Raw genomic sequence first — 13,111 nt, forward strand, 5'->3', positions numbered from 1 at the left:
CACCCACCCGACCACCTCCCTCCCCCATACCCGCCACCCCCACCACTCGGCCCCGCCCCTGCCGCATTACCACCACCCGCAGCACCCGGTGGCACCGCAGCAGCACTATCACCAGCCGCAGCAACCGGTAGCGCCCCAGCCGCAGTATCAGCAGCCGCAACAACCGGTAGCACCGCAGCATCACTATCAGCAGCCGCATCAACCGACGGCACCACAGCCGCAGGATACCCTGCTTCATCCGCTGTTAATGCGCAATGGCGACAGTCGTCCGCTACACAAACCGACGACGCCGTTGCCTTCTCTGGATTTGCTGACGCCGCCGCCGAGCGAAGTGGAACCCGTAGATACCTTTGCGCTTGAACAAATGGCGCGTCTGGTAGAGGCGCGCCTGGCTGACTTCCGCATTAAAGCCGATGTCGTCAACTATTCTCCGGGGCCAGTTATCACTCGCTTTGAGCTGAACCTGGCACCGGGCGTAAAAGCTGCGCGTATTTCTAACTTGTCACGTGACCTGGCCCGTTCGCTATCAACTGTGGCGGTTCGTGTCGTTGAAGTTATTCCGGGTAAACCATACGTAGGTCTGGAGTTACCTAACAAAAAACGCCAAACCGTTTACCTGCGCGAAGTGCTGGACAACGCTAAGTTCCGCGATAACCCATCGCCATTAACGATAGTGCTGGGTAAAGATATCGCTGGCGATCCGGTCGTTGCCGATCTGGCAAAAATGCCGCACTTGTTGGTTGCGGGGACTACCGGTTCCGGTAAGTCTGTCGGTGTGAACGCCATGATTCTGAGTATGCTCTATAAAGCGCAGCCGGAAGATGTGCGTTTCATTATGATCGATCCGAAAATGCTCGAGCTTTCAGTTTATGAAGGTATCCCGCACCTGTTAACGGAAGTCGTGACCGACATGAAAGATGCTGCCAACGCTTTACGCTGGTGCGTCAACGAAATGGAGCGTCGATATAAACTGATGTCGGCTTTGGGTGTACGTAACCTGGCGGGTTATAACGAAAAAATTGCTGAAGCTGACCGTATGATGCGCCCAATACCAGACCCGTACTGGAAACCGGGCGACAGTATGGATGCTCAGCATCCGGTGCTGAAAAAAGAGCCTTATATTGTTGTTCTGGTGGACGAATTTGCCGACCTGATGATGACGGTGGGTAAAAAAGTGGAAGAGCTGATTGCACGTCTGGCGCAAAAAGCCCGTGCCGCAGGAATCCACCTCGTACTGGCAACGCAACGTCCATCAGTTGATGTTATTACAGGTCTGATTAAAGCGAATATTCCAACTCGTATCGCCTTTACGGTATCCAGTAAGATTGACTCGCGTACCATTCTTGATCAGGCTGGTGCCGAATCGTTACTGGGAATGGGCGATATGCTCTACTCCGGGCCGAACTCCACCATGCCGGTACGTGTTCATGGTGCCTTTGTTCGCGATCAGGAAGTTCATGCCGTGGTGCAGGACTGGAAAGCGCGTGGACGTCCGCAGTATGTCGATGGCATCACTTCCGACAGTGAAAGTGAAGGTGGAGCCGGTGGTTTCGATGGCGCAGAAGAGCTGGATCCGTTGTTCGATCAGGCGGTGCAGTTCGTCACTGAAAAACGCAAAGCGTCAATTTCAGGCGTACAGCGTCAGTTCCGCATTGGTTATAACCGTGCGGCGCGTATTATCGAACAGATGGAAGCGCAGGGGATCGTCAGCGAACAGGGTCACAACGGTAATCGTGAAGTGCTGGCTCCACCGCCGTTTGACTGATTAGGGCATTGTAGGCCGGATAAGACGCGATAGCGTCGCATCCGGCACTCTATCAACTGAAAATTCAGTATTTTCTTCTTTCCTCAAGCTGATTATTAGCCTGGAATAGAGAGTAGAGGGAACTCCCGATCGGGAGTGACGTAATTTGAGGAATAATGATGAAAAAAATTGCCATCACCTGTGCATTACTCTCAAGCTTAGTAGCAAGCAGCGTATGGGCTGATGCCGCAAGCGATCTGAAAAGCCGCCTGGATAAAGTCAGCAGCTTCCACGCCAGCTTCACACAAAAAGTGACTGACGGTAGCGGCGCGGCGGTGCAGGAAGGTCAGGGCGATCTGTGGGTGAAACGTCCAAACTTATTCAACTGGCATATGACTCAACCTGATGAAAGCATTCTGGTTTCTGACGGTAAAACACTGTGGTTCTATAACCCGTTCGTTGAGCAAGCTACGGCAACCTGGCTGAAAGATGCCACCGGTAATACGCCGTTTATGCTGATTGCCCGCAACCAGTCCAGCGACTGGCAGCAGTACAACATCAAACAGAATGGTGATGACTTTATCCTCACGCCGAAAACCAGCAATGGTAATCTGAAGCAATTCACCATTAACGTGGGGCGTGATGGCACAATCCATCAGTTTAGCGCGGTGGAGCAGGACGATCAGCGCAGCAGTTATCAGTTAAAGTCCCAGCAAAATGGCGTTGTGGATGCAGCTAAATTTACCTTCACCCCGCCGCAAGGCGTAACGGTAGATGACCAACGTAAGTAGAGGCACCTGAGTGAGCAATCTGTCGCTCGATTTTTCGGATAATACTTTTCAACCTCTGGCCGCGCGTATGCGGCCAGAAAATTTAGCACAGTATATCGGTCAGCAACATTTGCTGGCTGCGGGGAAGCCGTTGCCGCGCGCTATCGAAGCCGGGCACCTGCATTCTATGATCCTCTGGGGGCCGCCAGGTACGGGTAAAACGACCCTTGCCGAAGTGATCGCCCGCTACGCAAACGCTGATGTGGAACGTATTTCTGCCGTTACCTCTGGTGTGAAAGAGATTCGTGAGGCGATCGAGCGGGCGCGGCAGAACCGCAACGCCGGACGCCGCACCATTCTGTTTGTCGACGAAGTGCACCGCTTCAACAAGAGCCAGCAGGATGCTTTTCTACCGCATATTGAAGATGGCACCATCACTTTCATTGGCGCGACGACTGAAAACCCCTCGTTTGAGCTTAATTCGGCGCTGCTTTCCCGTGCCCGCGTTTATCTGCTGAAATCCTTGACGACCGAGGATATTGAGCGAGTACTTACTCAGGCAATGGAAGACAAAACGCGCGGCTATGGCGGGCAGGATATTGTTCTGCCAGATGAAACACGCCGTGCGATTGCTGAACTGGTGAATGGTGACGCTCGCCGGGCATTGAATACGCTGGAAATGATGGCGGATATGGCCGAAATCGATGGCAGCGGCAAACGTGTTCTAAAGCCCGAATTGCTGACGGAAATCGCCGGTGAGCGTAGCGCCCGCTTTGATAACAAAGGCGATCGCTTTTACGATCTGATTTCCGCACTGCATAAATCTGTACGTGGTAGTGCACCCGATGCGGCGCTGTACTGGTATGCGCGCATTATTACTGCTGGTGGTGATCCGTTATATGTCGCGCGTCGCTGCCTGGCGATAGCGTCGGAAGATGTAGGTAATGCCGATCCACGCGCGATGCAGGTGGCGATTGCTGCCTGGGACTGCTTTACCCGCGTTGGTCCGGCAGAAGGCGAACGCGCCATTGCCCAGGCGATTGTTTACCTGGCCTGTGCGCCAAAAAGTAACGCTGTGTATACCGCGTTTAAAGCCGCGCTGGCCGATGCTCGCGAACGTCCGGATTATGACGTGCCAGTTCACTTGCGTAATGCGCCGACGAAATTAATGAAGGAAATGGGCTACGGGCAGGAATATCGTTACGCTCATGATGAAGCAAACGCTTATGCTGCCGGTGAGGTTTATTTCCCGCCAGAAATAGCACAAACACGCTATTATTTCCCGACAAACAGGGGCCTGGAAGGCAAGATTGGCGAAAAGCTCGCCTGGCTGGCTGAACAGGATCAAAATAGCCCCATAAAACGCTACCGTTAATGTTATCGTTGCGGTAATGTTGTTACTGTATCCCTGTGGTCGCAGGCTGTGGCCACATCTCCCATTTAATTCGATAAGCACAGGATAAGCATGCTCGATCCCAATCTGCTGCGTAATGAGCCAGACGCAGTCGCTGAAAAACTGGCACGCCGGGGCTTTAAGCTGGATGTAGATAAGCTGGGCGCTCTTGAAGAGCGTCGTAAAGTATTGCAGGTAAAAACGGAAAACCTGCAAGCGGAGCGTAACTCCCGATCGAAATCCATTGGCCAGGCGAAAGCGCGCGGGGAAGATATCGAGCCTTTACGTCTGGAAGTGAACAAACTGGGCGAAGAGCTGGATGCAGCAAAAGCCGAGCTGGATGCTTTACAGGCTGAAATTCGCGATATCGCGCTGACAATCCCTAACCTGCCTGCAGATGAAGTGCCGGTGGGTAAAGACGAAAATGACAACGTTGAAGTCAGCCGCTGGGGCACCCCGCGTGAGTTCGACTTTGAAGTTCGTGACCACGTGACGCTGGGTGAAATGCACTCTGGCCTCGACTTTGCAGCAGCGGTTAAGCTAACCGGTTCGCGCTTTGTAGTGATGAAAGGGCAGATCGCACGTATGCACCGCGCATTGTCGCAGTTTATGCTGGATCTGCATACCGAGCAGCATGGCTATAGTGAAAACTATGTCCCGTATCTGGTTAACCAGGATACGCTTTACGGTACAGGTCAGTTGCCGAAATTTGCTGGCGACCTGTTCCATACCCGTCCGCTGGAAGAAGAAGCAGACACCAGTAACTACGCGCTGATCCCAACGGCAGAAGTTCCGCTGACCAACCTGGTGCGCGGTGAAATCATTGATGAAGATGACCTGCCGATTAAGATGACCGCCCATACACCATGCTTCCGTTCTGAAGCCGGTTCTTATGGTCGTGATACCCGTGGTCTGATCCGTATGCACCAGTTCGACAAAGTTGAAATGGTTCAGATCGTGCGCCCGGAAGACTCTATGGCGGCGCTGGAAGAGATGACCGGTCATGCAGAAAAAGTCCTGCAACTGTTGGGTCTGCCGTACCGTAAAATCATCCTTTGCACCGGCGACATGGGCTTTGGCGCTTGCAAAACGTACGACCTGGAAGTATGGATCCCGGCGCAGAACACCTACCGCGAGATCTCTTCTTGTTCTAACGTCTGGGATTTCCAGGCGCGTCGTATGCAGGCACGCTGCCGCAGCAAGTCTGACAAGAAAACCCGTCTGGTGCATACCCTGAACGGTTCCGGTCTGGCTGTTGGCCGTACGCTAGTTGCAGTAATGGAAAACTATCAGCAGGCTGATGGTCGTATTGAAGTACCAGAAGTTCTGCGTCCATACATGAACGGACTGGAATATATTGGCTAATACCCAATTTTTCTGAATCTAAAAAGCGCCTGCGGGCGCTTTTTTTGTCTCCCTTTGATACCAAACAATAATTACTCGTTACTTAAGCGCAATACTACTTACGAGTGAAAATCTACCTATCCCGTTGATTTTCAAATCATTCGATGTATACAAACCTATATAGCGCCAGCTATAAAAATAATTACACAATACGGTTTGTTACTGGAATTAATCGTGAGCAAGCTTGAGTGAGCCATTATGAAAACGAAAATCCCTGATGCGGTATTGGCTGCTGAGGTGAGTCGCCGTGGTTTGGTTAAAACGACAGCGATCGGTGGCCTGGCGATGGCCAGCAGTGCATTAACATTACCTTTTAGTCGAATAGCGCACGCTGTCGATAACGCCATTGCGGCAAATTCTGACGAGAAGGTTATCTGGAGCGCATGTACAGTTAACTGCGGTAGCCGCTGCCCACTGCGAATGCATGTCGTGGACGGTGAAATCAAATACGTCGAAACGGATAATACCGGTGATGACAATTACGACGGCCTGCATCAGGTACGCGCCTGTCTGCGTGGGCGTTCGATGCGTCGTCGCGTTTATAACCCAGATCGCCTGAAATATCCGATGAAACGCGTCGGGGCGCGCGGTGAAGGCAAATTCGAGCGTATTAGCTGGGAAGAAGCCTACGACATTATCGCTACTAATATGCAGCGACTGATTAAAGAGTACGGTAACGAATCCATCTATCTGAACTATGGTACAGGTACGCTGGGCGGCACCATGACCCGTTCCTGGCCACCGGGAAATACCCTGGTCGCGCGCCTGATGAACTGCTGCGGCGGTTATCTGAACCATTATGGTGATTATTCCTCCGCGCAAATTGCAGAAGGTCTGAACTATACCTATGGCGGCTGGGCGGATGGCAACAGCCCGTCAGATATCGAAAACAGTAAGCTGGTGGTGCTGTTTGGTAATAACCCGGGCGAAACGCGAATGAGCGGTGGCGGGGTAACTTATTACCTTGAACAGGCTCGTCAGAAATCAAATGCTCGCATGATCATCATCGATCCGCGCTATACCGACACCGGTGCCGGGCGTGAAGATGAGTGGATCCCAATTCGTCCGGGGACAGATGCCGCACTGGTTAACGGTCTGGCGTACGTCATGATCACCGAAAATCTGGTTGATCAGGAATTCCTCGATAAATATTGCGTTGGCTACGACGAGAAAACCCTGCCAGCCAGTGCGCCGAAAAATGGTCACTACAAAGCCTATATTCTGGGTGAAGGGGCAGACGGCGTTGCCAAAACGCCGGAATGGGCATCGCAAATCACTGGCGTTCCGGCAGACAAAATCATCAAACTGGCACGTGAAATTGGCAGTACCAAACCGGCGTTTATCAGCCAGGGGTGGGGGCCGCAGCGTCACGCTAACGGTGAAATCGCTACTCGTGCTATCTCAATGCTGGCAATTCTGACCGGCAACGTCGGGATTAACGGTGGTAACAGCGGCGCGCGCGAAGGTTCATACAGATTACCATTTGTGCGGATGCCGACCCTCGAAAACCCGATCCAGACCAGCATTTCGATGTTTATGTGGACCGATGCCATTGAACGTGGCCCGGAAATGACGGCGCTGCGTGATGGTGTACGCGGAAAAGATAAGCTGGATGTGCCGATCAAGATGATCTGGAACTATGCGGGTAACTGCCTGATTAACCAGCATTCTGAAATCAACCGTACCCATGAAATCCTTCAGGATGATAAGAAGTGTGAGCTGATTGTGGTGATCGACTGCCACATGACATCATCCGCGAAATACGCTGATATCCTGCTGCCGGACTGCACCGCTTCCGAACAGATGGACTTTGCGCTGGATGCATCCTGCGGGAATATGTCTTACGTGATTTTCAACGATCAGGTGATTAAACCGCGCTTTGAATGTAAGACCATCTATGAAATGACCAGCGAACTGGCAAAACGTCTTGGCGTTGAGCAACAGTTTACGGAAGGTCGTACTCAGGAAGAGTGGATGCGTCACCTGTATGCGCAGTCGCGGGAAGCGATCCCTGAGTTGCCGACCTTTGAAGAGTTCCGCAAGCAGGGGATCTTTAAAAAGCGCGACCCACAAGGGCATCACGTTGCTTATAAAGCCTTCCGTGAAGATCCGCAGGCTAATCCACTGACCACGCCATCAGGCAAAATTGAGATCTATTCCCAGGCGCTGGCTGACATTGCCGCTACCTGGGAATTGCCGGAAGGCGACGTGATCGATCCACTGCCGATCTACACGCCAGGTTTTGAAAGTTATCAGGATCCGCTGAACAAACAGTATCCGCTGCAACTTACAGGTTTCCACTATAAATCTCGCGTTCACTCCACCTACGGCAACGTAGACGTGCTGAAAGCGGCTTGCCGCCAGGAAATGTGGATCAACCCGCTTGATGCGCAAAAACGCGGTATCAGCAACGGCGATAAAGTCAGGATCTTTAACGATCGTGGTGAAGTTCATATTGAGGCGAAAGTGACGCCACGAATGATGCCGGGCGTGGTCGCACTGGGCGAAGGCGCCTGGTATGACCCGGATGCAAAACGTGTCGATAAGGGCGGTTGTATCAACGTACTGACCACTCAACGTCCGTCTCCTCTCGCCAAGGGGAATCCGTCGCATACAAACCTTGTTCAGGTTGAAAAGGTGTAAGGAGTAACCGATGACAACCCAGTATGGATTTTTTATTGATTCCAGCCGTTGCACCGGTTGCAAAACCTGCGAACTGGCTTGTAAAGACTACAAAGATTTGACGCCAGAAGTCAGCTTCCGCCGCATTTATGAATATGCTGGTGGCGACTGGCAGGAGGATAACGGTGTCTGGCATCAAAACGTGTTTGCCTACTATCTCTCGATTTCATGCAATCACTGCGAAGATCCGGCGTGTACCAAAGTCTGCCCGAGCGGTGCGATGCATAAACGTGAAGATGGTTTTGTCGTTGTTGATGAAGATGTGTGCATCGGTTGTCGTTACTGCCATATGGCTTGCCCGTACGGCGCACCGCAGTATAACGAAACCAAAGGGCATATGACCAAATGCGACGGCTGCTATGACCGTGTAGCGGAAGGTAAAAAGCCGATCTGCGTCGAATCTTGCCCGCTGCGGGCGCTGGATTTCGGCCCTATCGACGAGCTGCGTAAAAAACACGGCGATCTGGCGGCCGTTGCGCCATTGCCACGAGCGCACTTTACCAAACCGAATATTGTGATCAAACCTAACGCCAACAGCCGCCCAACCGGGGATACCACTGGCTATCTGGCAAATCCGAAGGAGGTGTGAGATGGGAAGTGGATGGCATGAATGGCCGTTGATGATCTTCACGGTCTTCGGGCAGTGCGTCGCGGGCGGTTTTATCGTTCTGGCATTCGCCTTGTTGAAAGGCGAGCTTCGGGCCGATACCCAACAGCTGGTGATTACCTGTATGTTTGGCTTGTGGGTACTGATGGGCATTGGCTTTATCGCCTCAATGCTTCACCTTGGCTCACCCATGCGCGCTTTTAACTCACTCAACCGGGTTGGCTCTTCGGCATTGAGTAACGAAATCGCCAGTGGTTCGATCTTTTTTGCCGTAGGTGGCATCGGTTGGTTGTTGGCAGTGCTGAAAAAGCTGTCACCGGCATTACGCACGCTGTGGCTGGTGGTGACGATGATTCTCGGCGTGGTGTTTGTCTGGATGATGGTGCGAGTTTATAACAGCATCGATACCGTACCGACCTGGTACAGCATCTGGACACCGATGGGTTTCTTCCTGACTATGTTTATGGGAGGCCCGCTGCTGGGATATTTGTTACTGCGTCTGGCGGGGGTTAATGGTTGGGTGATGCGTTTACTTCCGGCCATTTCAGTGCTGGCGCTGGTGGTGAGCGGCGTAATGTCTGTAATGCAGGGGGCTGAACTCGCTACGATTCACTCTTCTGTACAGCAGGCAGCGGCGTTAGTGCCGGATTACGGTGCGCTGATGGCCTGGCGCATTGTGCTTATCGCCGTGGCACTGTGCTTGTGGATTGTACCGCAGTTAAAAGGTTCTCAGCCTGCGGTATCGCTGCTTTCCGTGTCATTCATCCTGCTTCTGGCTGGTGAGTTAATCGGGCGCGGCGTGTTCTACGGGTTGCATATGACTGTAGGGATGGCCGTTGCCAGCTAAGATGTTTATAACCGGGGTCTCGGCCCCGGTTTTCTTTTATTTCTGTTTCGTTAAGGTGTCATAACTGGTCATCAAATTACGATAATCAGGAATGTGGTTAGAGAACAGCGTCGCCAGACCTTCGATATCGTTGCGCCAGTCACGGTGCAGTTCGCAGGCGACACCAAACCACGTCATCAATTGTGCCCCTGCTTGTGACATACGATCCCATGCCGAATGCCGGGTAATTTCGTTAAAGGTTCCTGACGCGTCAGTCACCACAAAGACATCGAAACCTTCTTCAATCGCCGAAAGTGCCGGGAATGCTACGCAAACTTCGGTGACCACTCCGGCAATAATCAACTGCTTTTTACCTGTCGCCTTGACCGCTTTAACAAAATCTTCGTTATCCCAGGCGTTAATATTTCCCGGACGGGCAATATACGGTGCATCCGGGAACTGTGCTTTCAGTTCAGGGACTAATGGGCCGTTAGGACCGGTTTCAAAACTGGTAGTAAGAATGGTGGGTAGATTGAAATATTTGGCTAAGTCACCCAGCGCCAGCACGTTATTTTTAAATTTGTCAGGTTCAATATCCCGCACGAGGGAAAGTAAACCGGCCTGGTGATCAACTAACAAAACAGCAGCATCATTTTTATCGAGACGAACATACGGTTTGGTCATTCTCTTCTCCTTTCGAGAGTCAGTGGTACGCCTGAAATCGTTCAGACGCGATGCGTTGCCCTGAAAGCATAGACGGGAAATTCAGGTTTGCAGTGACCATGAAATTTTTCGACTGAACTAAACATATGAACGTTACGTTAGATCAATAAAAACAATTAGATGAGACTGATTATCTTTTCGTTATTAGTGTTATGAATGAGTAATATAAATCGATAATACAGCCGCTGCGTTATGTACGTATTTTCACCCATTGACAATGTTTTTGGCGGTGGCATGATGCGCATGAAATTTGAACTTCCTCACGGTTTTCATTCATGTCCACGTATACCCGGCCTGTCATGCTTTTGCTGTCTGGCCTACTTTTGTTGACTCTGGCGATCGCGGTGTTAAATACACTCGTGCCGCTATGGCTCGCCCAGGTACACTTGCCCACATGGCAGGTCGGCGTCGTCAGTTCGTCTTATTTTACCGGCAACCTGGTCGGTACTTTACTGACAGGGTATGTCATTAAACGCTTTGGGTTTAATCGCAGCTATTACCTTGCTTCCTTTATTTTTGCTGCGGGTTGTGCCGGGCTTGGCTTGATGATTGGTTTCTGGAGCTGGTTAGCCTGGCGTTTCGTCGCAGGCGTTGGTTGCGCCATGATTTGGGTGGTGGTAGAAAGCGCGCTGATGTGCAGCGGTACGTCACGTAACCGTGGGCGGTTACTTGCCGCCTATATGATGGTTTATTACGTGGGGACGTTTTTAGGTCAGTTACTGCTCAGTAAAGTTTCAACCGAGTTGATGAGCGTATTGCCGTGGGCTACAGGGTTGACCCTTGCAGGGATCTTGCCGCTGCTGTTTACTCGTATCGTGAATCAGCAGGCTGAGAACCATGCTTCGACGCCAATTACGTCAATGCTAAAACTTCGTCAGGCGCGGCTTGGCGTGAACGGCTGTATTATCTCGGGAATCGTTCTGGGGTCTTTGTATGGCCTGATGCCGCTGTACCTCAATCATAAAGGGATTAGCAACGCCAGCATTGGCTTCTGGATGGCGGTTCTGGTTAGTGCTGGTATCCTTGGGCAATGGCCAATTGGTCGTCTGGCAGATAAATTTGGTCGCTTGCTGGTACTGCGCGTTCAGGTATTTGTCGTCATTCTCGGTAGTATTGCGATGTTAAGTCAGGCGGCAATGGCACCTGCGTTGTTCATCCTCGGTGCAGCCGGTTTTACGCTCTATCCGGTGGCGATGGCCTGGGCTTGCGAAAAAGTTGAACATCATCAGCTGGTGGCAATGAATCAGGCGTTATTGCTAAGTTATACCGTTGGTAGTCTGCTTGGCCCGTCTTTTACTGCCATGTTAATGCAGAATTTCTCTGATAATCTGCTGTTTATCATGATCGCCAGTGTGTCGTTTATTTATTTACTCATGCTGCTTCGTAACGCCGGTCATACACCAAAACCCGTTGCTCACGTGTAAATGAATGAGTGCAGAGTGTGAACTGGCTGTTTCGCACTCTGTTTTTTGTTTCCTCTGTACAACTATCTTTTAGCAAATTTTATTCGTAAAAAAATAAAGTGTGCAGCAGGTTATAATTTTGCATTCCGCTATTTCCGCACGTCTTGTTTGCCGCGCATAATTCCTCGTTTTCTAAATATCCATTAAATATTGGCGAAGGATCGATCTATGGCTGGGAACGTTCAGGAAAAACAGTTGCGATGGTACAACATTGCTTTGATGTCATTTATTACCGTTTGGGGCTTTGGCAACGTTGTAAATAACTATGCCAACCAGGGACTGGTGGTTGTTTTTTCATGGGTATTTATTTTTGCGCTCTATTTCACACCTTATGCCCTGATTGTCGGCCAGTTAGGTTCGACCTTTAAAGACGGGAGAGGGGGCGTTAGTACCTGGATTAAACATACCATGGGGCCAGGGCTGGCTTACCTTGCAGCATGGACCTACTGGGTGGTGCATATTCCTTATTTGGCACAAAAACCGCAGGCAATACTGATCGCGCTCGGCTGGGCGATGAAAGGCGATGGTTCGTTAATCAAAGAATATTCGGTCGTAGCGTTACAGGGGTTAACGCTGGTGCTGTTCGTCTTCTTTATGTGGGTTGCCTCCCGTGGCATGAAGTCACTGAAAATTGTTGGTTCTGTGGCAGGGATTGCAATGTTTGTCATGTCGCTCCTTTATGTGGCGATGGCGGTAACCGCGCCTGCGATTACTGAAGTGCATATTGCGACTACTAACATTACCTGGGAAACATTCATACCACATATCGATTTCACCTACATTACCACCATTTCAATGCTGGTTTTTGCGGTTGGTGGTGCTGAGAAGATTTCTCCTTACGTTAACCAAACACGCAACCCAGGAAAAGAATTTCCAAAAGGGATGTTGTGTCTGGCGGGCATGGTAGCAGTATGTGCGATTCTCGGCTCACTGGCGATGGGGATGATGTTTGACTCGCGCAATATTCCCGATGATTTGATGACTAACGGTCAGTATTACGCCTTCCAGAAGCTGGGGGAGTATTACAATATGGGTAATACCTTAATGGTGATTTATGCCATTGCGAACACTCTGGGGCAAGTTGCCGCACTGGTATTTTCGATTGATGCACCGCTTAAAGTGTTATTAGGCGATGCCGACAGCAAATATATTCCTGCCAGTTTATGTCGTACCAACGCTTCCGGTACACCCGTGAATGGCTATTTTCTGACTCTGGTGCTGGTGGCGATCCTGATTATGCTCCCGACTCTCGGCATCGGCGATATGAACAATCTCTATAAATGGCTGTTAAATCTTAACTCGGTAGTGATGCCACTGCGTTATTTGTGGGTATTTGTTGCGTTTATTGCTGTTGTTCGCCTGGCGCAGAAATATAAACCAGAGTATGTCTTTATTCGTAATAAGCCGATGGCAATGACCGTCGGGATATGGTGTTTTGCCTTTACCGCGTTTGCCTGCCTGACAGGAATCTTCCCGAAAATGGGGTGATGCTGCCAACT

General features: G+C 51.0%; 10 protein-coding genes. 9 read left to right on the plus strand and 1 reads right to left on the minus strand.

The genetic code is table 11. The annotated features are described in order from the left end of the window. From A7589_RS19420 to A7589_RS19450, 7 genes are all read left to right on the plus strand, one after another. Window positions 1-1,765, plus strand: a 1,765-nt coding sequence (locus A7589_RS19420; RefSeq protein WP_502693647.1) for a DNA translocase FtsK, incomplete at its 5' end; no start/stop codon positions are given. A gap of 158 nt (window positions 1,766-1,923) precedes the next feature. After that, entirely contained in the window at window positions 1,924-2,535 is a 612-nt protein-coding gene (lolA, locus tag A7589_RS19425) for an outer membrane lipoprotein periplasmic chaperone LolA (RefSeq protein ID WP_010354356.1), read from the plus strand. A 10-nt stretch (window positions 2,536-2,545) separates the two neighbouring features. After that, on the plus strand, window positions 2,546-3,889 hold the full coding sequence (gene rarA / locus A7589_RS19430; RefSeq protein WP_000067772.1) for a replication-associated recombination protein RarA: 1,344 nt from the start codon (window positions 2,546-2,548) through the stop codon (window positions 3,887-3,889). Between the two features lie 90 nt (window positions 3,890-3,979). Then, entirely contained in the window at window positions 3,980-5,272 is a 1,293-nt protein-coding gene (gene serS, locus A7589_RS19435; protein ID WP_000886683.1) for a serine--tRNA ligase, read from the plus strand. A 237-nt stretch (window positions 5,273-5,509) separates the two neighbouring features. Beyond that, window positions 5,510-7,954, plus strand: a complete 2,445-nt coding sequence (gene dmsA / locus A7589_RS19440) for a dimethylsulfoxide reductase subunit A (protein WP_000850272.1) — start codon at window positions 5,510-5,512, stop codon at window positions 7,952-7,954. Window positions 7,955-7,964: 10 nt separating this feature from the next. Then, window positions 7,965-8,582, plus strand: coding sequence for a dimethylsulfoxide reductase iron-sulfur subunit DmsB (gene dmsB, locus A7589_RS19445; RefSeq protein ID WP_000213098.1), 618 nt, complete (start codon window positions 7,965-7,967; stop codon window positions 8,580-8,582). A gap of 1 nt (window position 8,583) precedes the next feature. Then, a complete protein-coding gene (locus A7589_RS19450; RefSeq protein WP_108188968.1) occupies window positions 8,584-9,447 on the plus strand; it encodes a dimethyl sulfoxide reductase anchor subunit family protein in 864 nt (287 codons plus the stop codon). Window positions 9,448-9,483: 36 nt separating this feature from the next. Here the strand turns inward: A7589_RS19450 and ycaC are convergent, their stop codons facing one another. Then, entirely contained in the window at window positions 9,484-10,110 is a 627-nt protein-coding gene (ycaC, locus tag A7589_RS19455; protein WP_000165876.1) for an isochorismate family cysteine hydrolase YcaC, read from the minus strand. A gap of 314 nt (window positions 10,111-10,424) precedes the next feature. Here ycaC and A7589_RS19460 point away from each other — a divergent pair, with 314 nt between their 5' ends. Together A7589_RS19460 and A7589_RS19465 are read left to right on the plus strand one after the other, a co-directional pair. After that, window positions 10,425-11,573: an MFS transporter gene (locus tag A7589_RS19460; RefSeq protein ID WP_000109306.1), complete on the plus strand. Its 1,149-nt coding sequence runs from the start codon at window positions 10,425-10,427 to the stop codon at window positions 11,571-11,573. A gap of 207 nt (window positions 11,574-11,780) precedes the next feature. Beyond that, entirely contained in the window at window positions 11,781-13,100 is a 1,320-nt protein-coding gene (locus tag A7589_RS19465) for an APC family permease (protein WP_108188969.1), read from the plus strand. Window positions 13,101-13,111 lie beyond the last annotated feature (11 nt).

It is taken from the genome of Escherichia sp. MOD1-EC6475, assembly GCF_003046645.1.
Classification (GTDB): domain Bacteria; phylum Pseudomonadota; class Gammaproteobacteria; order Enterobacterales; family Enterobacteriaceae; genus Escherichia; species Escherichia ruysiae.

Coding starts and splice junctions, on each gene's coding strand:
- lolA (WP_010354356.1), top strand. CDS start 1,924: ATGAAAAAAATTGCCATCACCTGTGCATTACTCTCAAGCTTAGTAGCA.
- serS (WP_000886683.1), top strand. CDS start 3,980: ATGCTCGATCCCAATCTGCTGCGTAATGAGCCAGACGCAGTCGCTGAA.
- dmsA (WP_000850272.1), top strand. CDS start 5,510: ATGAAAACGAAAATCCCTGATGCGGTATTGGCTGCTGAGGTGAGTCGC.
- dmsB (WP_000213098.1), top strand. CDS start 7,965: ATGACAACCCAGTATGGATTTTTTATTGATTCCAGCCGTTGCACCGGT.
- A7589_RS19450 (WP_108188968.1), top strand. CDS start 8,584: ATGGGAAGTGGATGGCATGAATGGCCGTTGATGATCTTCACGGTCTTC.
- ycaC (WP_000165876.1), bottom strand. CDS start 10,110: ATGACCAAACCGTATGTTCGTCTCGATAAAAATGATGCTGCTGTTTTG.
- A7589_RS19460 (WP_000109306.1), top strand. CDS start 10,425: ATGTCCACGTATACCCGGCCTGTCATGCTTTTGCTGTCTGGCCTACTT.
- A7589_RS19465 (WP_108188969.1), top strand. CDS start 11,781: ATGGCTGGGAACGTTCAGGAAAAACAGTTGCGATGGTACAACATTGCT.